Source organism: Corallococcus sp. AB018, assembly GCF_003986945.1.
Classification (GTDB): Bacteria; Myxococcota; Myxococcia; order Myxococcales; family Myxococcaceae; genus Corallococcus; species Corallococcus exiguus.
This window is the reverse complement of record NZ_RAWR01000195.1, coordinates 1-20,494: the sequence shown is the minus strand read 5'-3', so window position 1 is coordinate 20,494 and position 20,494 is coordinate 1. Positions and strand designations below refer to the sequence as shown.

19 protein-coding genes are annotated in these 20,494 nt (G+C 70.9%); 10 read left to right on the top strand and 9 right to left on the bottom strand.

What is annotated here, in order from left to right; genetic code table 11:
- A partial coding sequence (locus D7Y11_RS32565) for a TonB C-terminal domain-containing protein (RefSeq protein ID WP_233607449.1) occupies positions 1-889 on the top strand: 889 nt, incomplete at its 5' end.
- A gap of 1 nt (position 890) precedes the next feature.
- Here D7Y11_RS32565 and D7Y11_RS32560 read toward each other — a convergent pair.
- Both D7Y11_RS32560 and D7Y11_RS32555 read right to left on the bottom strand, forming a co-directional pair.
- On the bottom strand, positions 891-2,390 hold the full coding sequence (locus tag D7Y11_RS32560; RefSeq protein WP_158642029.1) for an amidase: 1,500 nt from the start codon (positions 2,388-2,390) through the stop codon (positions 891-893).
- Between the two features lie 69 nt (positions 2,391-2,459).
- Entirely contained in the window at positions 2,460-3,197 is a 738-nt protein-coding gene (locus tag D7Y11_RS32555) for a murein L,D-transpeptidase family protein (protein WP_126935624.1), read from the bottom strand.
- A gap of 296 nt (positions 3,198-3,493) precedes the next feature.
- Between D7Y11_RS32555 and D7Y11_RS32550 the strand changes: the two genes are divergently transcribed.
- Positions 3,494-5,863 (top strand): RIO1 family regulatory kinase/ATPase, encoded by a 2,370-nt coding sequence (locus D7Y11_RS32550; RefSeq protein WP_126935623.1) that lies wholly within the window; start codon positions 3,494-3,496, stop codon positions 5,861-5,863.
- Positions 5,864-6,133: 270 nt separating this feature from the next.
- On the opposite strand, the gene D7Y11_RS32545 is transcribed toward D7Y11_RS32550, so the two are convergent.
- From D7Y11_RS32545 to D7Y11_RS32530, 4 genes are all read right to left on the bottom strand, one after another.
- Positions 6,134-7,024 carry an alpha-ketoglutarate-dependent dioxygenase AlkB gene (locus D7Y11_RS32545; RefSeq protein ID WP_126935622.1) on the bottom strand — a complete coding sequence of 297 codons (891 nt, stop codon included), beginning with the start codon at positions 7,022-7,024 and terminating at the stop codon, positions 6,134-6,136.
- A 12-nt stretch (positions 7,025-7,036) separates the two neighbouring features.
- A complete protein-coding gene (gene deoD, locus D7Y11_RS32540; RefSeq protein WP_121754782.1) occupies positions 7,037-7,750 on the bottom strand; it encodes a purine-nucleoside phosphorylase in 714 nt (237 codons plus the stop codon).
- Between the two features lie 15 nt (positions 7,751-7,765).
- On the bottom strand, positions 7,766-9,166 hold the full coding sequence (locus D7Y11_RS32535; protein WP_120581546.1) for a LysM peptidoglycan-binding domain-containing protein: 1,401 nt from the start codon (positions 9,164-9,166) through the stop codon (positions 7,766-7,768).
- An 85-nt stretch (positions 9,167-9,251) separates the two neighbouring features.
- Positions 9,252-9,722, bottom strand: coding sequence for a putative toxin-antitoxin system toxin component, PIN family (locus D7Y11_RS32530; RefSeq protein WP_126935621.1), 471 nt, complete (start codon positions 9,720-9,722; stop codon positions 9,252-9,254).
- Between the two features lie 165 nt (positions 9,723-9,887).
- On the opposite strand from D7Y11_RS32530, the gene D7Y11_RS32525 reads away from it, so the two are divergent.
- The 4 genes from D7Y11_RS32525 to D7Y11_RS32510 all read left to right on the top strand — a co-directional run bounded on the left by D7Y11_RS32525 (position 9,888) and on the right by D7Y11_RS32510 (position 12,803).
- Positions 9,888-10,502, top strand: a complete 615-nt coding sequence (locus D7Y11_RS32525; protein WP_121777075.1) for a CAP domain-containing protein — start codon at positions 9,888-9,890, stop codon at positions 10,500-10,502.
- A gap of 37 nt (positions 10,503-10,539) precedes the next feature.
- Positions 10,540-11,730 carry a cysteine desulfurase-like protein gene (locus D7Y11_RS32520; RefSeq protein ID WP_126935620.1) on the top strand — a complete coding sequence of 397 codons (1,191 nt, stop codon included), beginning with the start codon at positions 10,540-10,542 and terminating at the stop codon, positions 11,728-11,730.
- 201 nt (positions 11,731-11,931) lie between these two features.
- Entirely contained in the window at positions 11,932-12,381 is a 450-nt protein-coding gene (locus D7Y11_RS32515) for a hypothetical protein (protein WP_126935619.1), read from the top strand.
- Positions 12,378-12,803: a hypothetical protein gene (locus D7Y11_RS32510; protein WP_126935618.1), complete on the top strand. Its 426-nt coding sequence runs from the start codon at positions 12,378-12,380 to the stop codon at positions 12,801-12,803. The genes D7Y11_RS32515 and D7Y11_RS32510 overlap by 4 nt, the downstream gene beginning before the upstream one ends.
- A gap of 54 nt (positions 12,804-12,857) precedes the next feature.
- Here D7Y11_RS32510 and D7Y11_RS32505 read toward each other — a convergent pair whose 3' ends face one another.
- Positions 12,858-13,742, bottom strand: a complete 885-nt coding sequence (locus tag D7Y11_RS32505) for a DMT family transporter (RefSeq protein ID WP_126935617.1) — start codon at positions 13,740-13,742, stop codon at positions 12,858-12,860.
- A gap of 25 nt (positions 13,743-13,767) precedes the next feature.
- Positions 13,768-15,324 carry a DUF4153 domain-containing protein gene (locus tag D7Y11_RS32500; RefSeq protein ID WP_126935616.1) on the bottom strand — a complete coding sequence of 519 codons (1,557 nt, stop codon included), beginning with the start codon at positions 15,322-15,324 and terminating at the stop codon, positions 13,768-13,770.
- A gap of 300 nt (positions 15,325-15,624) precedes the next feature.
- Between D7Y11_RS32500 and D7Y11_RS32495 the strand changes: the two genes are divergently transcribed.
- Complete coding sequence (locus D7Y11_RS32495; protein WP_120580882.1) at positions 15,625-16,626, top strand: endonuclease/exonuclease/phosphatase family protein; 1,002 nt, start codon at positions 15,625-15,627, stop codon at positions 16,624-16,626.
- Positions 16,627-16,867: 241 nt separating this feature from the next.
- Positions 16,868-17,917, top strand: a complete 1,050-nt coding sequence (locus D7Y11_RS32490) for a GNAT family N-acetyltransferase (protein ID WP_120580883.1) — start codon at positions 16,868-16,870, stop codon at positions 17,915-17,917.
- Here D7Y11_RS32490 and D7Y11_RS32485 read toward each other — a convergent pair.
- Entirely contained in the window at positions 17,901-19,025 is a 1,125-nt protein-coding gene (locus D7Y11_RS32485; protein ID WP_121754792.1) for a hypothetical protein, read from the bottom strand. The genes D7Y11_RS32490 and D7Y11_RS32485 overlap by 17 nt on opposite strands.
- Before the next feature lie 87 nt (positions 19,026-19,112).
- On the opposite strand from D7Y11_RS32485, the gene D7Y11_RS32480 reads away from it, so the two are divergent.
- Positions 19,113-19,646, top strand: coding sequence for a hypothetical protein (locus tag D7Y11_RS32480; RefSeq protein ID WP_126935615.1), 534 nt, complete (start codon positions 19,113-19,115; stop codon positions 19,644-19,646).
- An 84-nt stretch (positions 19,647-19,730) separates the two neighbouring features.
- A partial coding sequence (locus tag D7Y11_RS32475) for an APC family permease (protein ID WP_126935626.1) occupies positions 19,731-20,494 on the top strand: 764 nt, incomplete at its 3' end.

Genomic DNA, 20,494 nt, shown 5'->3' with positions numbered 1-20,494 from the left:
TCCCCCGAACCTGCTCCCCTCCCCCGGCTCGAGCACGGGGGTCATCATCACGACGCCGGAGAACTCCCGGGGCGGAGGCCGCACGCTGCGCCCCGGCGACCCGAGCCTGTCCGCCGAATCCCTCGCCGCCGAGGAACACGCGCGCGTGTCGGAGCGCGTGCAGGGCATCGTCGACGAACGCCGCGCGCGCGACCGCGTGGACACCGGCCGCATCCATCCCTACTTCGGCCAGCTGCGCGCCCAGCTGGAGAAGCAGATGGACGCCCCGCCCCTCTTCGACATGCCCAGCTTCCCCAAGCAGCTGATGTACTCCTACGCGGAGAAGGCCCGGCAGTTCGGCGCCACCGGCTCCCCCGGGAGCATGCCCGGGCCTCGCAAGCCCCCCAAGCCGGGCGAGCTCCTCGCGAAGCGCGCCCGCGACGAGCCCGGCTACAACCGCCTGCGCGGCCTCTCCCAGGCGGGCGAGGAGCTCCAGGACTTCGCCCACGGCGTCAGCACCACGAAGCTCACCGTCACGCTGGAGCTGCTCCAGGGCCCGGACGGCCTGCTGCGCGAGGTGAAGCTCATCAGCCGCAGCGGCAACCGCGCCTACGACGACTACGTGCTCCAGGCCGTCCCGCCCGCGCTGGGGAAGTCCGCCGCTCCGCCCCCGGACGCGATGGGCGTGCACACGGACGGCATCCGCAGCGTCTGGGCCGTGGAGGGCCGCGTCGTCTACGTGCGCAAGGTCAGCGAGATGAAGAAGGGCGCGGACAACATCTACCTCGCCGCCCTGACCGCCGCGGGACTGCTCGCCGGCAACTTCGATGAGACCACCGGCGAGGTCTACGTCATCGACGTGCGCAACCCGCACTTCGAATGCCGTTCGCGCCTGCTGCGCGTCTACTGACTCAGGGCGTGAACGCCGCGGGCCACCGCACGCCTCCGCCCAGGGGCAGGAGCGCCTCCGCCACGTCGAGCAGCGCCCCGTCCGTCCACCGCCGCCCCACCAGCTGCGCCCCCACCGGCAGGCCCGCCGAGGTGAGCCCCAGCGGGAAGACCACGACAGGGCTCCCCGTCGCGTTGAACAGGCAGGTGAATCCGCCAAAGGCCTCCAGGTAGTCGCGAGGCACGCCGTCCACGTCCAACGGCGCCCCGAACGGCATGTGCGGCGGCGCGGCCGTCAGCGCCACCGGCACGAGCCACGCGTCCCAGCCGGACAGGAAGTCCTCCAACAGGCCGATGTGCACGTCCCGCCGGCTGAGCGCCGCGCCGTAGCCCGTCATGTCCACGCGCGTGCCCTGCACGATGGCCTTCGCCAGCAGGTCCCGCTCGAAGGGGAGGAACTGCTGCTGGTAGCCCTCGCGCACGGGCGGAGGCAGGGGCGCGCCCACCTCGGCGCCCTCCGTCAGCCCCCACACCTCCACCAGGTCCGTGAAGTCCTGCCCCGGGGGCACGGCCTGCTCCACCACGACGCCCTCCGCGCGGGCGGCGGCGGTGAAGCGCTGGAACAGCTCACGCGTCTCGCGGTCGGCCTGGAAGGGCCCCAGCGTGTCCGCCCACGCCAGCCGCAGGCCCTTCAGCGCCCGGGGCTTCGCGGCGCCCACCGGCGCGACGGGCGGCACCTCCGGGGCGCGCGGATCCGCGCCCTCGATGACGGACAGGATGAGCCGCACGTCCGCCACCGAGCGCGCCAGCGGCCCCGCGCACGCCATGTGGCGCACGTGGCGCGGCCCGTCCGGCGGGTCCGGGATGTGGCCGAAGGTGGAGACGCGGTGCTCCGTGGGCTTGAGGCCCACGATGCCGCAGTAGGCCGCCGGCTGCCGGATGGAGCCGCCAATGTCGCTGCCCACCTCGAACGGCGTGAGCCCCGCCGCCACCGCCGCCGCAGCGCCACCGCTGGAGCCGCCCGGCGTGTGCCCCAGGTCATGCGGGTTGTTCGTCCGGCCCCAGAGCGGCCCGTCCGTCTGGAAGTCCCCCGCGAACGGCGGCAGGTTCGTCTTGCCGAAGAGGATGGCCCCCGCCGCCTTGAGCCGGGCCACCACGGTCGAGTCGTGCGCGGGCACGTACTCCGCGAGGGCCGGGTGGGCGGACGTCGTGCGCAGGCCCCCGGTGCTGAACGCGTCCTTCACCGTGAAGGGCACGCCGTGCAGCGGGCCCCACGGCTCGCCCCGGGCAAGCGCCGCGTCCGCCTCTTCCGCCCGCTTCCGGGCCTGTGCCTCGTCCCACGTCACGACGGCGTTGAGCGCGGGGTTGTGCGCTCGCGCGCGGGCGAGGAAGGCGTCCAGCACCTCCACCGCGGTGACGTGACGCTCGCGCAGGGCGGCCGCCAGCTCCGTCGTCGTGAGGGAGACGAGCGCGCGTGCGCCCCCGGCGGTTCCGGCCTCCTGAAGCGGGACAGATGACTTCATGTGCGTGCACTCCCCCTGAGGCCGGCCCCGGCGGCACGGCCCTCCCATGCCCAGGGTTCTACCAACTCCTCAGCGCGCCCGGGCGCGCGGAGCCGGCGACACCACGTAGGCGGACGCGGAGTCATCCACCTTCACTTTCGGTGGACGCCGGGACTCCTCGAAGAGGCGGTAGCCCGGCTCCAGGCCGCGCCAGAAGGCCTTCCGCGCGTCGGTGACACCGGAGAGGGCCTCCAGCGCCGCGAGCCCCGCCGCGTCCAGCCGCCGGGGGAACACGTGCACCGGCACGTCGCGGCGCATGCTCGCGCGGGCTTCGGACACCATCACGTACAGCTCCTCGATGGGGCCGTCCTCGATGGCCAGGCAGCCGATGCTCACGCAGTCCCCGTGGATGTAGATGTCGCCCCCGGGCTTCGCGGCGCCCTGCTTGCGGTCCAGCGCGTTCGGGTAGCTCACCCGCATGGACAGGTGGTACGCGCTCTTCGGGTTGAAGAGGTCCACCGTGTAGAAGCCCTCAGGCACTTGCAGGTCGCCCTGGGCCCGCTTGGGGCCTACGTCGCCGGAGGCCGCGCAGACGGGGAAGGTGCGCACCTTCACCAGCGGCTGGCCCGGCTTGCCCGCCCAGACCTCCAGCTCCCGCTCGACCTTGAAGGCCCGCAGGTAGAGCTCCTCCGGCGGCCAGGACAGCCCCGCCTCCTTGAACGTTTGGACGAGGCTGGCCGTCTGGCGCTTGCGGGCCGCCGCGACCCGGTCTTCCGCGTGGGCGCACAGCGAGGCCAACAGGACACCCCACGCGAGCAGGACCTTCATGGGCGGAATGCTCCTTTCGTGAAAACGGTTTGACGCCGGGCGGACGTCAATCCGGTCCCTGGGCAGGGGTGGGCGGAGAACAGGCTACAGGCACGGGGGCACCCCTGGCCCCCTGCTTCCCAAGCTGCTAGCAAGCGGTACGTGGGCTTTCTGGCTGACGTTCAGCGTAACGGCGATGGAAACCAGGGCCGGCCCGGTGTTCTCATCTCCAACGTGCATCATGGCGAGCAGGGGCCGCCGGTGTGCGCATCGACTGTTGCTACCCGCCCCGTGCCGTTCCGGCCTTTTGCTTAAGAATGAATGACTCCCTCGAGACCCTCCTCGCCGACGGCATCATCGACGCCGTCATCGGCCAGCTGAAGACGGGGAAGGAGGCGGAGGTGTGGCTCGTCCAGCACGCCGGCCAGGTTGTCGCAGCGAAGCTGTACAAGGAGCGCCACGAGCGCAACTTCCGCAACAACTCCGGCTACAAGGAAGGCCGCGAGGTGCGCAACTCGCGCACGCGCCGCGCCATGGAGAAGGGCAGCCGCTTCGGGCAGGCCGCCGCGGAAGAGGCGTGGAAGAACGCGGAAGCGGACTCGCTCTACAAGCTGCACGCACAAGGCGTGCGCGTGCCCACGCCGGTGCTGTTCTACGAGGGCATCCTCCTCATGGAGCTGGTGCGGGACGCGGAAGGACAGCCCGCGCCCCGGCTGGTGGAGGCTCCGCCCCAGACGCCCGAGGAGGCCGAGGCCCTCTACCTGGACCTGCGCGCCCAGGTGGTTCGCACCCTGTGCGCGGACCTCATTCATGGGGACCTGTCGCCCTACAACATCCTGATGAGCGGGTCCGGCCCGACCATCATCGACTTTCCGCAGACGGTGGCGGCGGCGCGCAACAGCCAGGCGGAGTTCTACTTCCGCCGCGACCTGGACAACGTGCGGGAGTTCCTGGCGGGCTTTTCGTCCCGGCTGGGGGGTCGCGCGGGTGACACGGGCGAAATCTGGAACGCGTATGTGCGGCGCGAACTGACGCCGGAGTACGTGCCGTCGGGCGCGTTCCGCGAGGCGCCGCGCCGGCAGGGAGGCGCGGGCCGTCAGTCCTCCCGGCAGGAGCGGTTCCTCCAGCAGGAGGAGGCCCGGCGCAACGAGGTCCCTCCGGCGCCCGTGGCGGCCGTGGAGGAAGGGCTCAGCGAGGAAGAGGCGGAGCTGCGCGCGCTGGAGGCGCTGGTGCTGCGCCAGGGTGGCGGCGAGCGTGGGCGTCCCATCGTCACGGCGAGCCCGCGCGATGGGCGTCGGCGCGGTGGGTTTGGTGGCAAGCCGCCGCCGCGTACCGGCAATGCGCCGAGGCCCGGGAACGGTGGGCCGCAGCAGAACGCGGGAGCGCGTCCGGCGCAGGGCGGTGGCAACAACCGGCCCAACGGCAACAACGGGCGTCAGCAGCAGGGAGGGCCGCGCAACGGCGCTCCGGCGCAGGGCGCGAATGCCCCGGTGGCGCAGGCTGCGAATGCTCCGGCGGCGCAGGGCGATGCGCGCGTGAACGGCCGGCCGCAGCAGGGAGGGCCGCGCAACGGCAATCCGCGCAACGAGCCGCGCCGCGATGGACGTCCGCCGCGCTCGCCCAACGGCGAGGCGCGCATGAACGGCCAGCCGTCTGGCGAGAACGCTCAGGCGTCGCAGCAGAACAGCCGGCCCCCGCGCATGAATGGCCAGCCGTCTGCCGAGAACGGTCAGGCACCGCAACAGAACAGCCGGCCGCCGCGCATGAACGGGCAGCCAGCTGGCGAGAACGGTCAGGCGCCACAGCAGAACAGCCGGCCCCCGCGCATGAACGGGCAGCCGTCTGGCGAGAACGGCCAGGCGCCACAGCAGAACAGCCGGCCGCCGCGCATGAACAGGCAGTCGTCCGGAGAGAACGGCCGACAGCCGCGCATGAACGGGCAGCCAGCTGGTGAGAACGGTCAGGCGCCACAGCAGAACAGCCGGCCGCCGCGCATGAACGGGCAGCCAGTTGGTGAGAACGGCCAGGCACCGCAGCAGAACGGCCGACAGCCGCGCATGAATGGGCAGCCAGCTGGTGAGAACGGCCAGGCACCGCAGCAGAACGGCCGGCAGCCGCGCATGAACGGCCAGCCGATTGGCGAGAACGGTCAGGCGTCGCAGCAGAACGGCCGGCCTCCGCGCATGAATGGCAGGTCTCGTGGCGGTGAGTCGGGCCTGAAGGGTCCGTCGCGCCAGAACGGTCAGCCGGATAGCGGCGAGGCTGCTGTGAACGGCCAGCCGCACGGCGGCGAGGCTGCGGTGAACGGTCAGGCGCAACAGCCGAACGGCAACGGCCGGCCGCCGCGCAACGAGTGGCGCGCGAATGGTCGTCCGCAGCAGAACGGCGAGCCGCGCCAGGAGGGTCCGGGAGCGCAGTCGCGCATGAACGGACGGCCGCCGCGCAACAACGGTTCCTTCCAGGGCGGCGACCCGCAGCAGAACGGCGAGCCGCGCCAGACTGGCCGGGGCCCGGGCTCGGGTCCCCGCGAGGCGCGTGGCAACCTGCCCAACAACGGTCCTCGGATGCCCCGTCAGGGCCCGGAGCGCGGCGCGGGACGTTCGTCCCGGGGTTCCGCGCCCCAGGTGAGCTACGTGGGCCGTCCGCCCGCGGCCTCGTCCTCGAACCCCGAGACAGGCTCCTCCTAGCCTTCGGTCAGGGGAGCGCCCTACCAGGCCTCCCCGCCGCCAGCGCACCGTGAAAACCTGTCCGACTGTCGGACAGGTTTGGACGACCGAGAGGCCAGCCGCGTCACCCGCCGTGGTCGAGAGTTCCGGCGCCAGCCGGACCGCGGAAACCTGGCCGACTGTCGGACAAGTTTGGAGGACGCGAGGTCGGCCCCGGCGCCAGCCGGACCGCGGAAACCTGTCCGACTGTCGGACAGGTTTTGAACCGCGCCGGCCGGAGGGTGCCGCGCCCTACTCCGCCTTTGTCGGCGGCTGTTCGCGCGCCAGTTCCTCACGGAAGAACCGGCTGCCCTTCGCGAGCGTCTCCATGTACGGGCGCACGTCCTCGCGGGCCTCCGGGCTCAGCGCCGCGAACGGCGTCACGTGCGCGTCCGGCACGTAGCGGAACGTCAGGTTGATGCGCCGCGTGCGGAAGTCCGGCAGCTCCGGCGGCATCACGTGCCCCGCGCGCGTGTCCACCCGCTGCACCCGGTGGAACGTCTGCTCCTTCCACTGCGCCCCGCCAAAGAGCTGCAGCGCTCCGTCATCCAGCCACTGCTCCAGCACCACCGCGTCCCGCTCGCCGGGCCGCGTGGACGTGACGAACTGGATGAGCGCGCGCTCGCCCAACGACAGCGACGCCACCGGGCCGGGCTCGAAGTCCTTGTGCTCGCCCACGCGCGCGGTGTCCACCCAGCGCCCGTCCTCCAACCGGTTGCCGTAGAAGTTCACCAGGCACGTGTTGAGGTGCCAGCCCTGCGGCATGTCCGGGCCCCGGAACATCCGCCGCGCCAGCGCCTCCACCTTCTCAATCTGCCGCTCCAGCACCGCCGGGAACGGCTCCGCCTTCACGCAGCGGTCCTTCACGCCCTTCGGGGGCCGGTAGTAGTCCAGGCACGCGAACTGCCAGTTGCCCAGCCAGTACACCGGCCTGAGCAACCGCCGCTGCTGCTGGCCTTCCGGCGGTGGGAAGTGCTTCGAAAAGCGCTCCTCCCACAGCGGATGCAGCGTCCCCAGCCACGCCAATATCTCCGTGCGGTCCGCCGAGCTCAGGAAGCTCGCGTTGTAGTGGTGGCCCGGCGTGCGCTGCGCGGCCTTGCGCGCCAGCGGGGAACCCGGGCCCCTGCGGGGAGGCAAGGCCATGCGCTCAGGTCCTCACGCCTCGGAGGCGGCCACGTCCAACGCCAGTTCGATCATCTCGTCGAACGTCGTCTGACGGTCCTCCGGCGACAGGTGCTCGCCGGTGCGGATGTGGTCCGACACGGTGAGCAGGGACAGCGCCCGCGCGCCGAACTCCGCGGCCACGCCGTACAGGCCGGCGATCTCCATCTCCACCGCCAGGATGCCCATCTTCTCCAGCGTCGCGTTGAGCGCTTCCTGCGGGTGGTAGAAGAGATCCGAGGTGAAGACGTTGCCCACGCGCACCGGCTTGTTGCGCTTCTCCGCCGCCTCCACCGCGCGTCGGGCCAGCGTGAAGTCCGCCACCGCCGGGAAGTCGTGCCCCATCACGCGCATGCGGTTCACGTTGGAGTCCGTGCCCGCGCCCATCGCCACGATGACGTCGCGCAGCTTCACATCCGTGCGCAGCGCGCCGCAGCTGCCCACGCGGATGAGCACCTTCGCGCCGTAGTTCTTCACCAGCTCCGTCGCGTAGATGGAGATGGAGGGCACGCCCATGCCGTGCCCCATCACCGACAGCCGCTTGCCCCGGAAGGTGCCGGTGAAGCCCAGCATGTTGCGCACCGACGTGACCGAGCGCGCGTTCTCCAGGAAGCGCTCGGAGATGTAGCGCGCCCGGAGCGGGTCGCCCGGCATGAGGATCACTTCAGCGAAGTCACCGGGAGACGCGGAGATGTGCGGAGTTGCCATGGAAGCAGAAGCCTTTCAGCGCCCGGTCGACAGACCGGAGGGAACACCCGTGGGAACGGCCACCGGCGTCGGTGCCGGCGCGGCGGGAGTGCACGGGTTGGGCAGCTTGCCCGAAGCCGCGGGCTCCGTGTTCACCAAAGCGGGGGCCTCCGCCTGGGGAGGCATCCGGCGCGGAGGCAGCTGCACCGGCGGGGGGATGGGGCAGTGCGTGCACGGGCCCTTCAGCGGAATCACCAGCCGCCGGCCAATGCTCAGGAACGTGTTGCGCATCCGGTTGGCCTTCTTGATGGCCACCACGCTGGAGTTGTGACGCATCGCAATGCCGCCCAGCGTGTCCCCGTTGCGCACCTTGTACATCATGAGGTTCTGGTCCGGCTGGAGCGCCAGCAGCGGCGCCACCCGGCGGCCCAGTTCCTGCGCGCGTCCGTTGAAGAAGCGCACGTGGAAGTGGTCGCGGTGCCGGCGCGCGTGCTTGATGAGCGAGTTGAAGCCCGCGTTGAACAGCGAATCCAGCCACACCTTGTCCTCGCCAATGGACAGCGCGTAGTCGTACAGGACCTTCATCACGCGCTTGTCCACGAGGATCATCTGCACGTCGGTGTTCACCACCAGCGAGCGCACCAGCGCCCAGTTCATGGCCACGTCGATGTAGCGCTCCCGCTCGCGCTCACGCACCGGCTCCGCGGTCGGGTAGTAGAAGCCCAGGTCGACGTCGCGACCGTTCTGGTGGCTCTTGTGCGGGCGCAGGTAGCCGCCGTCCTTGGTGGACAGGCGGTTGACGCGCAGCGTGGGCACGTTCGGGTACTGCGCGCGCACGGCGCGGATGGCGGCGGCGACGTAGTCCACCGTCTCCTGAGTGCCGTAGGCAATGTCCGGAGACACCACGAGCCAATCCTTGTCATCCGGCACGCGCACGCTGTTGATCTGCCGGCCGCTCTCCACGAAGCCGATGGACATGGAGCCCAGCGTGGCCGGGTCCTTCTTCCACGCCTCGGTGAGCGCCTCCTCGGACAGGTCGGCGGTGTACAGCGGCCCCGAGGGCGCGGCGGGCGCGAGCGGCGCCTGCATCTCGCCTTCCTCGCTCACGCCTTCGTCATCCGTGGCCGCGGTGGCCTCGTCGTCCTCGTCCTCCGCGTCCACGGGGCAGGGGTTCTCCCGCATGGCGGCGTCGGTGACGACGGCGGCGACCTCCGCCGGGGAAGGCATCGCGACGGGGGCACCGGACGCGCTCACGGTGGGGGGGGCCTGGGGCTCGGCCGCGGCCGGAGCCTGCGCGGGCGGCGTCGCGGCCGGCGTCTCCACGGGCGGCGTCGCGGGCGAGGCCTGGACCGGGGCCGGAGCGGGCGCCGGGACGGGGGTGACGACACGCGCGGCGCAGCCGGCGCAGAACAGGAGGATCAGGAGTGAGGAACGCACCGGGCCGGAGGATGACCCGAGATGCCCGGGTCACCAAGCGCGGAGCGCGATTTTGACTGCGCGTGCGCACTCCTGCCTGCCTGCTTCAAGCGCTCCGTACGAAGCCTTCCGCCTCGAGCACCTGCGAGGCACGGCGAGGCGAGAGCACGTCGAAGGGCAGCCGCCGTCCACCGCCCATGGACAGCACGCGCTGGTCCTTGCTCACCAGCCACGAGGCCCCCGCGCGTGCCGTCAGTTCCAGGAACTTCTGATCATCCCGGTCCCGGCACGGCGGCAGCTCCACCGGTGAGCCTTCACCGTCCGCCACGCGCACGAGCGCGCCGTACGCGTGGCGCACCGTCCGCTGCGCGTCCGCCGTCAGCTTGAACGAGGGATAGGCGAGCACCAGCTCCAGCTCCTTCAGCGTGTGCCGGTCCGCCCACGCCGTCAGCGCGCCCGAGCGCAGCGCTTGGGCCAACGGCCGCGTGAAGACGTCATCAAAGACGAACACGTCCAGCACCACGTTGGTGTCCAGCACCACGAAACGAATGGCAGGCGCAGCGGAAGGCGTCTTCACGATGCAGGAACTTTCCGTCACCAACACCGCGGACACAACCCTGCCCTTTCACACGGCAATCACAATGCACGGAGAGTCCATGGCGTAAACAAGGAATAACCGACAAGAATGTATTTCGCCAAACCCCTTCCCCCTTGCCGGCCACCGCCGGTGAAAGGTCAGTCCATGAAGCCCTCGTCCCGTTCGCTGTGTCTGACGTTGCTGAGCGCCGCTGCCCTGCTGGGCGGCTGTGGAGGCGAGGAAGCGCCCACGCCGCAGGGTGAAGGCGTCATGGTGCCGCCGGTCCAGACGGAGGTCGCCGGCAACGGGCTGAGTGCGAGCGCCGCGTATTGCGACGACGTGACGACCTGGGACCCGGCCTGGGTGAAGTTCGAGGCGGACGTGCTCACGCTCATCAACCAGCGCCGAGCCGCGGGCGCCACCTGTGGCGGCGTGGTGAAGCCGGCGGTGGGCGCGCTCACGACCAATGACAAGCTTCGCTGTGCGGCGCGCAAGCACTCCAAGGACATGGGCACGAACAACTTCTTCAGCCACACGGGCTCCAACGGCTCCACGCCGTGGCAGCGCATGGGGTCCGCGGGCTACAGCTACCGGACGGCGGCGGAGAACATCGCCGCGGGCTACGGCACCGCGCAGGCGGTGGTGGACGGCTGGATGGCCAGCACCGGGCACTGCAACAACATCATGAATGGGGCGCTGCAGCAGTCGGGCATCGGCTACTACAACGCGCCGTCCAGCACGTACCGCGCGTACTGGACGCAGGACTTCGGCACGCCGTAGTTCCGCCTGAAGGTCGGAGGGCTATGCTTCGCGTCCCATGCCCTCCCCCTTCGCCGAGCACTTCCCCGCCCTGCGGTCCGGCTTCAGCTACCTGGACAACGCGGCGGGGGCGCAGGTGCCCACGCACTGCATCGACGCCATCCATCAATTCCTCTCGGGTGGCAGCTGCAACGTGGGACAGCCCTACCCCGCCTCCCGAGTGGCCACCGCGCTCAAGGCCCGGGCGCGCGAGGAGACGGCGGAGTTCCTGAACTGCCGGCCCGACGAGGTGATGCTCGGGCCCAGCGCCACCGCGCTCACCTTCCAGGTGGGCCGTGCCGTCTCCCGCCTCTTCCAGGCGGGAGACGAGGTGGTCATCTCCGAACTGGAGCACGAATCCAACGCGGCCCCATGGCGCGCGCTGGAGGCGCAGGGCGTAAAGGTGAAGACCTGGTGCGCGAGCTGGCCGGAGGGACGGCTGGAGGCCTCCGAGCTGCGCAAGCTCGTCACGCCGCGCACGCGGCTGGTGGCGCTGTCAGCGGCGGCGAACTCCGTGGGCGCGACGCCGGACGTGGCCGCGGCGGCGGAGGTGGCACACGGAGTGGGCGCGTGGCTGTTCGTGGACGCGGTGCACTCCAGTCCGCATCACCTGCCGGACGTGCGCGCGTGGGGCGCGGACTTCGCGGTGTTCTCGCCGTACAAGGTCTTCGGTCCGCACCTGGGTTGTCTGTTCGTGCGGCGTGAGCTCCTCGCGGGGCTGCCGGCGGACAAGCTGTGGTTCATGCCGGATGACGGTCCGCAGAAGTTCGAGCCGGGCACGGCGAACCACGAAGGCTGGGCCGGATGGTTGGGCTCGCTGCGCTATCTGCGCGACGTGCTGGGCGGGGGCCAGCCGGGGCGTGAGGGATTGACGCGAGCCTTCCAGCGCATCACGCAACTGGAACAGCCGCTGCTGGAGGCCGCGCTGGAGCAGTTGTCCCGTCATCCGCGCGTGCAGCTCTACGGGCCGAAGACATCCGCCGGGCGCGTGGCCACCTTCTGCTTCAACGTGACCGGACTGTCGCCGCGCGCCGTGGCCGAGCACCTGGCGGAACAGGGCGTGGGCGTCGCGGCGGGGCACTACTACGCGACGATGGCGGCGGAGGCACTGGGGCTCATGCCTGACGGAGCGGTGCGCGCGTCGTTGCTCCACTACAACACGGCGGAGGACGTGGGGCGCCTGCTCGCGGCGCTGGATTCACTGCCCTGATGTCCGCCGTCAGCGTCGCTCCCGCGGACGCAACGCTCGCCGCGTGCCATGGCTGAGCACCTGGCGGAACAGGGCATGGGCGTCGGGAGGGGGCAGCGGCGTTTGTACTAGATGGCATGCAATCCCATGCCAGACTCCCGCTACCTCTTGCACGACGCGAGCGCTCCCGGCCCATTCGTCTCGGAGGGAACCAGGGAAGGCATGGCGCCGTTGCGCTGGCTGGCGGCACTCACGCTGCTCTCGGCGTGCGGAGGCTACTCGTATCTCCGGGATGGTTACGGGACGTACTTTGGGATTGAGGTCCGCGACGGTCGCGAGATTCCATGGGTCCGCGGTCCATGGCCTGTCATCGACTCTTCCGTCGAAGCGGATGCCATCATCGACCAACTGTGCGCTCCGCTCATGGGGTTGCCCGCCGCTGCGCCACCGCGTGGCGACTATGGCCAGGAGTACTGCGGGGTCATCTACTCCCATGAGGGTCGCTACCATGCATCCTGGCCCGCTGCGCTGGAGACGCGGCGCCCCATCGCGGTTGAGCAGGAACGCCCTGGGGAGGTCTACGTGAGAGACGGGCGCCGCGGGGTGCTCACCGGGCGCGTCATGGACAAGGTGAACGGCGTCATTCAGCCCGTGCCGGAGGACTCCCGATGAGGCGTGCGTCAATCCTCGTGCTGTCACTCGTTGCGTTGAGCGGGTGCTCCCTCTTCCAGCGCTCGATGCGCCCACCCCATGCGCCTCCCGAAGAGGCCCAGAAATTCGTCTTCCCTGCCCTGCCCTTTCAGGAGGGCCGGACAACACTCCTCAGTGGGGACATCGCGACCGCCGTCCAACTCGCGATGGATGACTTTCTCCCCCTGGACCGCAAGCCACCCAAGGACGCCACGCCGGTCGAGCTGTGCCTCTTCCGTCGCGACATCTACCAGGTCTCAGTGGAGCAGCTGCCGGACGGCATCGTCCTGGTCGGCATCTACGCGCGCACTGAAGTCTGCGACCCGAACGACACAGCCACGGATGCCGGAGGGCTCTACGCCGTCGATGCGCGCCGCGGACTCATCGTCGCGCAACAGCGTTAGCGATTCGCCCACCACTGCGCCCGCCGAACCACCGCACCGTGAAACCCTATCCCCTCACGCCTCCACGGGCGGAGGAGGCCGCTTCGCCGTCAGCGTTGCTCCCGCGGACGCGATGCTCACCAGCCCGACCGCCATCCATTGAAGGGGCGTGAGCTGCTCGCGCAGGAACAGCCACCCCACCACCGTGGCCACCCCGGGCTCCAGGCTCATCAGGATGCCGAAGGTGCGGCTGGAGAGCTGCCCCAGCGCCAGCATCTCCAGCGTGTACGGCAGCGCGCTGGACAACAGCGCCACGCCCACGCCCGCGGCGAAGAGTCCCGGCGTCATCCGCTCCAGGTGCCCCTCGCTCAGCATGAAGGGCAGCACCGTCAGCATGGCCACCACCATGCCCGCCGCCACGCCCTGCCCTTCCGGCACGCGGCGCGACAGCCTTCCTCCCGCCAGGATGTAGAGCGCCCAGCACGCGCCCGCCGTCAGCGCCAGCACCACGCCCAGCGGATCCAACCCGTCGGGGGTCGCCGTCCAGGGCGTAATCAGCACGATGCCCGTCGCCGCGAAGAGCACCCACACGAAGTCCAACGCCTTGCGCGAACCCACCACCGCGAGCACGAAGGGCCCCACGAACTCCAGCGTCACCGCGAGCCCCAGCGGGATGCGCGCGATGGCCAGGTAGTACGTGAGGTTCATCACGCCCAGCGCCACGCCATACGGAACGACGGCCGCCCACTGCGCTCGCGTGTAGCGCGACAGCGGCGGACGGAAGAAGGCCAGCAGCATCACCGACGCCAGCACCAGCCGCAGGCCCGCGGCCCCCACCGCGCCCAGGACGGGGAAGAGCCCCTTCGCGAGCGCGGCGCCCCCCTGCACGCTCACCACGGCGATGAGCACCGCGGGAATGGGGGGCAAGGAGGGAACACGGCGTCCGGCGACTTCGCTCATGGCGCCGGAATCTAGCCAGGGTGCCTCACGGATTCACGGGCGCACTCCACGCCCCCGTCCGCAGCAGGGCACGGCGGGCGAGGAAGCGGGAGACATTCCACTCCGGGACCGAGTCCCCCTGCTCCAGCCGCTCCCGCTGCTCCTTCAGGACGGTCGCCAGCCGCCCCTGGTACTCCTCCACCCCGATGGTGGCTTCGACCTGGACCAGCCCCGGCACGGCGTCCGCGGACAGGTCGTAGAACATTTCGGTGTCCAACGAACCGGTGCGCGCATACCGCTCCAGGTTGTGGCGGACGATGAAGGCCTCCGGGTTGAGGAAGTTGAGCACGAGGACCGAACCCAGGGCCGTGGCGAACGCGCCCACCGCGAAGCGCTCCGGCTTCCACCACAGCGTCACCGCGCGCCAGGCCAGCGCCGCGCCCAGCGCCACCATGAAGACGTGCGTGTGCACGCGCAGCAGCGTATAGCCGAACGCGTCCTCGTACAGCGAAAGACGCCGCATCGCCGAGGAGAGGATGATCAACGTCAGCACCACCATCAACGACGTGCTCGCGCGGAAGACCGTCTGCGCCACGCGCGTCTCGCGCCGCGTCCAGCGCGTCAGGGCCATCACCAGCGCCAGCGTCAGCGAGGCGACGACCACCAGCTCGAAGAAGCCGCGCCGCGCGTACTCCGCGAAGGTGTAGCCGGAAGCGGGCGACGACGCGTCGCCGACGAACAGGTACGCCACCTGGAAGGCCGCGAAGACGAAGAACAGCGCATTCACGGCGAAGATGAGCGTGAGCGCTTCGATGAGCCCCAGGCGCGGCGTGGCGGACGCCACCTCCGCATCCCCCAGCTCCTTCGTGGCGCGGCGGCGCAGCGCATGCCCCAGCACGCCCGCCGCGACGCTCGCGCCGAACGCCACGCCGATACCGCGCGACATCAGCGTGCCCAGGTCCATGTCGAACGACAGGAGCCGCTGCATGGTGGAGGAGAAGATGCCGTCCGCGGATTCCAGCAGCAGCCCGAACACGAACAGCACCGGCAGCGCCAGCAGCAGGCCTCGCGTCAGCGCACCCAGGAGGCGCGAGTGGGTCTTGAGCCCCCGCATGTCCACGCTATCCCTGACGAGCACCGGCGGGTAGAGCAGGCTCTGCGCGGCGGAACCGAAGAAGACAACGATGTAGTCGGTGAGCCCCAGCCGCGCCACGCGACCCGCGGCCCAGAAGTGCGACAGCATCATCAGGAGCACGGCCGCGGTCATCACGTTGAGCGGCAGGAGCCAGGAGCTGTCCCGCACCGCCACGAAGACGCTGACCAGCCCCAGCGGCGCCAGCAGCCACGCATTGGGCCGCGCGCGCTGCCAGCCTTCGCGTCCGCCCAACCACGCGAGCGCGCCCACCAGGACCGCCACCAGCAACGGGAAGCCCAGGCCCCAGCGCGCCCTTTCGAGCAGGACCTCCGCGAGCACACCCACGGTCAGCGACGCCGCCAGCGTCCGGCGAGGGGCGCGCACCCAGGGCAGCAGGGGCCGGGCCGGGGCCGCGACGGAGGGAGCGGGAGAAGGAGGAAGCGGAGACAGGGGAACGGACGGGTTCATGGCGTCGGCACCTCGCGGGCGCGACAGCACCCGGAACAACGCCAGGATGCTCACGCCCGGCGGCACGGCTGGGGGCCTCGGGGGCGAGCGGTCGCGGAGCCACGCCGAACGGCGCCGCCCCTCCCGTGGCCGGTCGGCACGGCCCGGGCCTGGAGCGACGGGCCCTTCCCACCCGGGGTCCGCATCACAGGTACCGGGAGTCCGCGCCCTGGACGAAGCCGCGAGCCGCGCCGCGTCGACGGACACTCCGGGCCGGTCCGCGCGGCGTCCGGGAAGGCCCGATGTTAGGTTGCCGCCCCGATGTCACCCCCGCCGCGGCTCCCCTTCCGCTTCCGTCCCCGCTCGACCCTGGCCCTGTGGGGCCTGGTGCTCGCCTTCGCGGGCTGTGACGGCTCCTCTTCCCAAAACCTGCCGGTTCCGGACGCGGGAGCCTGCGTCCAGGGCAACTGCCCGCAGCCCGACAGCGGAACGCCGGTGGATCCGTCCGGCACCCGCGTGCGCATCGCGGCGTTCAACGTGCATCGCCTCTTCGACACCCTCTGCGACACGGGCGCCTGCGGCGGCACCAACTACGAGGAGCTGCCCACGCCGGAGGAGTTCGAGGCACAGGTGGGCCAGCTCGGCCCGGCCATCACCGCGCTCAACGCGGACATCGTGATGCTGGAAGAGGTCGAAACGCAGAACTCGCTGGATGGGCTGCTGAAGAAGGTCCCGCAGTTCCCCCACTCGCACCTCGGGGAGACCTACACCAAGGCCTCCGTGGACGTGGCGGTCCTCTCGCGCCACGCCATCACGGAAGTGCGCAGCCACCGGAGCCAATACATCTACAGGCCAGATGGTTCCGCCACCCGCTTCTCGCGCGACCTGCTCGAGGTCCACGTGGACGTGGACGGGACGCGGGTCATCGTCTTCGCGGCGCACTTCCGCTCCAAGGTGGACGATGATCCGGGCCGCCGCATGGCGGAGGCCAATGCCGCGCGGGAGATCCTCCTCGCATCGGCGAGGGAGTTCCCTGACGCGATGATCGTGCTCGGCGGAGACCTCAACGACATCCCCGGCTCGGAGCCCATCAACGCCCTGGACCAGGCCCTGCTGCGCGTCGCGAAGGACCGGCCGGACAACGAGACCTGGACGTATTTCTATTCCGGCAGGGGCCAGGCCATCGACCACCTCTACCTCGCGCCCAACGGGGGCGGCGTCTATGTGCCGGGCTCCTTCCGAGTGGCCCGCGGGCCCACCGGCGGCTACGGCGGCTCCGACCACGGCGCGGTGTACGCGGACTTCGCGCTCACCCCTCCCTGACGCGCGCGGGACGGCGAGCCCCGCACACTCCCCCGCCCTGTCAGCGCGGTGCCTGTGGACCACCGCACGAGGAAGGCCTCGCATTGACGGGGCAATGACAGCCAGGGAGGAGCCGGGCTCGGCGGCCGATTTCCAGCCCGGCCCCCCTCCCTACCTTCCATGCCATGAAAGCAAGCTCATGGCGCATGCGTGCGACACGCCACCCTCGGGCGCTCTGGCATCCCGTCCTGGAGGGCAGGCCATGATTGAGGTGCGCACCTTCGAAGGTGACGCCTCCGAGGCGTCCTGGTTCCTCAACCGCGTCTGGCAATCCACCTACGGCAAGACAGCCCCGCTCCCCGTCTGGGACTCGCGCTTCTGCGACTGGCGGCTGTTCCGCGGCGGCCAGGCGCCACGCGACTACCTGCTGGCGGCGTACGAGGGGAAGACGTTGGTGGGCACCCTCTTCGCGGAGCCCGCGAGGCTGCGCCTGGGACGCGTGGAAGTGGACGGCAGCTATGGACTGCGGGCCACCGTCACGAACTCCCATCGAGGACAGGGCATTGGCGCGAAGCTCGCGCACGAACTGCTCCGGCGGCACCAGGACCGGGCGGCGCGGCTCACCCTGGGCTTCACGACCACGGAGCCCCGTCCGCCCGGCTTCTGGCGGCGCACGTGGAACACGCGCCTCTTCGGGGGCCTGGGGATGTGGATGTATGCCTTTGATGCGCGAGCGCTCGCCCGCTGGTCCTTCACGGACAACGAGCGGAGGCTGTTCACGCTGGCGCATCCCTTCCTGCGGCACCGCTTCCGGGAGGCGGACCGTCAGGACATTCGCCCCTACCAGCCAGCGGACCTGAACCGCTGCACGGCGCTGGTCCACGACATGCTGCGCCCGGTGACGCTGGGATACACGTACACGACCGAGCAGCTGGCGGCCCAGCTCCAGTACCGCGACGTGCCCCGGACCTTCGTGCTGGAGCAGGACGGCGAGGTGCGCGGGCTGGTGAGCTCGCACAGCCTGTTGATGACGGGCGTGGGAGAGCTCACCGCGGAGGTGGTGGACCTGATGGCCTTCCACGCCTCCGTGTCCACCGAGGACCGGCAGCGGCTGCTCCAGGTGGCCATGCAGGACATGGAGCGCCGGGGCGTGGCATTCGCGGGCATGTTGCGCGGACCCGGCACTTCCGCGTGTCTGTTGTTGCGCTCGGGCTGGGTGCCGCTGCCCCGCCGCGCGAAGGTGACGTGCCTGATGCCCACCTGCGACATGGACCTGCCCGCCGACCCGTGCGTCTTCACGCACCTGCGCTGACGCGCGAGCCCTGCACCTTGCGGAACAGCCACACGGCAAGGCTGGCCACGGTCCGCACGCCCCGGCCCGCGCAGACGCATAGCGCGGGGATGACGAGCAGCAGGTACTGCGGCCACTTGGTGTTCCACAGCAGCAGGAACACCAGGCCCACGACGGCGGCCACCGCCCACACGGGCCGCTCGCGCCACGTCCGGGGCAGGCCCAGCACCGCCAGCGGCAACAGCGCCCGTGCGTTGAAGTGCGTGAGGTAGATGCCCGGGTCGGAGCCCGACAGCCACGTGTCCGTGAGGAACACGAGCGGCTGGTACCAGGGCAGCCCAGCGCGGCGCACGTGCTCGTTGTGGGAGTAGTTCCAGTGGAAGGTGATGGACTCCCACAGCGACGCGAACGGAGACGCCCACAGGGCAGGGTTCACCAGGATGAACACCGCCGCCGTGGACACGACGATGGCGGCCCACGGGCGCCACCGCGTGCGCGCGCCCGATATCAGGAACGGCAGGAACGTGAGCCCGCCCACCAGGCCATACGGATACTTCCCCGCCGCGGCGAGCCCCAGCAGCGCGCCGGACACCGCCGTCCATCCCGGCGCGAAGCCCCTTCGCCGGGCGCGTTCGAACGCGAGCAGCGCGAGCACCGCGAGCAGCCCCGGCACCGCCTCCAGGTACGCCTGGGACGTGTACTTCGTGTGGTACGGGTCCCACGCGAGCAGGAGCGCGCCCAACGGGTCCACGAGGGCGACGATCCCCACCTGGAGCACCCCGGCCACCGCGGACAGGCCTCGCGTCACGTTGAACGCGGGGCGAGCTGCGTCCGGGATGGGCCGGCCCATGGGGACGTCCCGCCAGTCCGGCTCCGGAGCGTCCGTCACGCGCACGGCTTCGGCGAAGAGCAGCTTCACCAGCGGCGGGTGTTCGAAGTTCTCCCGGAGCGCGCCGATGTCGCCCCAGCGGCCCTCATCCAGCATCCCGGCGTAGGTGAAGGCGATGGGCAGGTAGACCGCCTCGTCGAAGTCCTGGCCCAGCCGTTCGACTGCTCGGGAGCGCTGCCAGACGGCGACCACGATGGCGACGAGTGCGACGAGGAGGGCCAGCAGGCGCGTGCGGGACACGCGGCACGGATATCACGAACGTGCGGCCCGCCGAGCAGCCGGGGCATGGCCCTGGTGACGCGCGGCCCGACGCCCCAGCTTTGGAGCATGAGAATCGCTCGCATCCTCACCGTTGCCGCCCTGCTCGCGGGCGGATCCGCCGTGGCGAAGAAGAACGACACCGTGGAGCTGCGGACGCCCCGGACGACCGTGCGTGCGAACGTCGACGCGCAGGGCCTCCAGGGTCCGGACCTGAAGCTCCAGTTGTCGGACAACGCGCTGAAGGGCCAGGCCTTCCAGCGCCCCGTGGACCTGAAGCTGTCGGAGCGGCGCATCGAGGGCACGGTGGGAGAGAAACCCGTGGACCTCACCGTGGCCGAGCGTCCGGACGTGGTGGAGATGATGGGCACCTTCGCGGGCGAGCCCTCGTCGCTGACGCTCAGCCCGGACGCGCTGATGGGGTCGGTGGGGCCGTGCGGCTACAACCTCATCATCGAGCGGGACCGCAAGCACTACCGGGGCACGCGCGCCTGCGGCGATCAGCGGGAGAACGACGTGTTCGTCTCCATCCCAAAGTCCCTGGAGCGGGAGTCCGCGACCGGGCGCATGGCGGCGCTGAGCGTGCTGCTCGCCCATCCGTGAGCACGGCGATGGTGCGCGGGGCGCGGGTGTAGTGAAGTCCACGCCGTGTCCACCCTTCCCTCCGGCGTCGCGCCCGAGCGCACCATCGGGCCCTTCCAACTGCTGGCCCTGGGCGTCAACGGCATCGTGGGCGTCGGCATCTTCTTCGCACCCGCGGAGGTCGCTGCGCAGGCGCCCGGTCTGGGCGCGGTGTGGGCCTTCGCGCTGACGGGGCTGGCGCTGGTGCCCGTGGCGTTCGCGTTCGCGGTGCTCGGCCGGCGGTTCGACTCGGATGGCGGGCCCGTGGTGTTCGCGAGGGCGGCGTTCGGCGAACGCGTGTCGTTCCTCGTCGGCTGGGTGGCCTACGTCAGCGCCTTCCTGAGCACGTCCGCGGTGATGGCGGGCCTGGCGCGAGCGGTGGCGCCATCGGTGGGCCTGGGCGGGCCCATGGGCGAGCGGCTGCTGGCCTCCGCGCTGGTGACAGGCCTGGCGGCGCTGGTGGCGTCGGGCATTCGAGTATCGGCACGGACCTGGACGGCGCTCACGGTGCTGAAGCTCGTGCCGCTGGCGGTGCTGCTGGGTGCGTTCGTCTTCCTGCCTGACAGGGATGTGCCGCCACCGCTGCCCGCCACGGGAGCGTCCTGGCTGAAGGCGGGCCTGACGGTGATGTTCGCCTACCAGGGCTTCGAAATCGTCCCGGTCATCGCGGGACAGGTGCGCGCGTCCGAGCGCACGGTGCCCATGGCGACAGTGGGCTCGCTGCTGCTGGCGATGCTGCTGTACGTGGGGCTCGTGTGGGCGTGCGTCGCGGCGCTGCCGGCTCTGGCGAGTGCGTCCGCGCCCCTGGCGCAGGCGGCGGGGGTGTGGGG

What these genes read in the sequence shown, in the direction of transcription:
- D7Y11_RS32560 (WP_158642029.1), bottom strand. Translation starts at nt 2,390, where the DNA reads ATGAAGTCATCTGTCCCGCTTCAGGAGGCCGGAACCGCCGGGGGCGCA.
- D7Y11_RS32555 (WP_126935624.1), bottom strand. Translation starts at nt 3,197, where the DNA reads ATGAAGGTCCTGCTCGCGTGGGGTGTCCTGTTGGCCTCGCTGTGCGCC.
- D7Y11_RS32550 (WP_126935623.1), top strand. Translation starts at nt 3,494, where the DNA reads ATGAATGACTCCCTCGAGACCCTCCTCGCCGACGGCATCATCGACGCC.
- D7Y11_RS32545 (WP_126935622.1), bottom strand. Translation starts at nt 7,024, where the DNA reads ATGGCCTTGCCTCCCCGCAGGGGCCCGGGTTCCCCGCTGGCGCGCAAG.
- deoD (WP_121754782.1), bottom strand. Translation starts at nt 7,750, where the DNA reads ATGGCAACTCCGCACATCTCCGCGTCTCCCGGTGACTTCGCTGAAGTG.
- D7Y11_RS32525 (WP_121777075.1), top strand. Translation starts at nt 9,888, where the DNA reads ATGAAGCCCTCGTCCCGTTCGCTGTGTCTGACGTTGCTGAGCGCCGCT.
- D7Y11_RS32520 (WP_126935620.1), top strand. Translation starts at nt 10,540, where the DNA reads ATGCCCTCCCCCTTCGCCGAGCACTTCCCCGCCCTGCGGTCCGGCTTC.
- D7Y11_RS32515 (WP_126935619.1), top strand. Translation starts at nt 11,932, where the DNA reads ATGGCGCCGTTGCGCTGGCTGGCGGCACTCACGCTGCTCTCGGCGTGC.
- D7Y11_RS32510 (WP_126935618.1), top strand. Translation starts at nt 12,378, where the DNA reads ATGAGGCGTGCGTCAATCCTCGTGCTGTCACTCGTTGCGTTGAGCGGG.
- D7Y11_RS32505 (WP_126935617.1), bottom strand. Translation starts at nt 13,742, where the DNA reads ATGAGCGAAGTCGCCGGACGCCGTGTTCCCTCCTTGCCCCCCATTCCC.
- D7Y11_RS32500 (WP_126935616.1), bottom strand. Translation starts at nt 15,324, where the DNA reads ATGAACCCGTCCGTTCCCCTGTCTCCGCTTCCTCCTTCTCCCGCTCCC.
- D7Y11_RS32495 (WP_120580882.1), top strand. Translation starts at nt 15,625, where the DNA reads ATGTCACCCCCGCCGCGGCTCCCCTTCCGCTTCCGTCCCCGCTCGACC.
- D7Y11_RS32490 (WP_120580883.1), top strand. Translation starts at nt 16,868, where the DNA reads ATGATTGAGGTGCGCACCTTCGAAGGTGACGCCTCCGAGGCGTCCTGG.
- D7Y11_RS32480 (WP_126935615.1), top strand. Translation starts at nt 19,113, where the DNA reads ATGAGAATCGCTCGCATCCTCACCGTTGCCGCCCTGCTCGCGGGCGGA.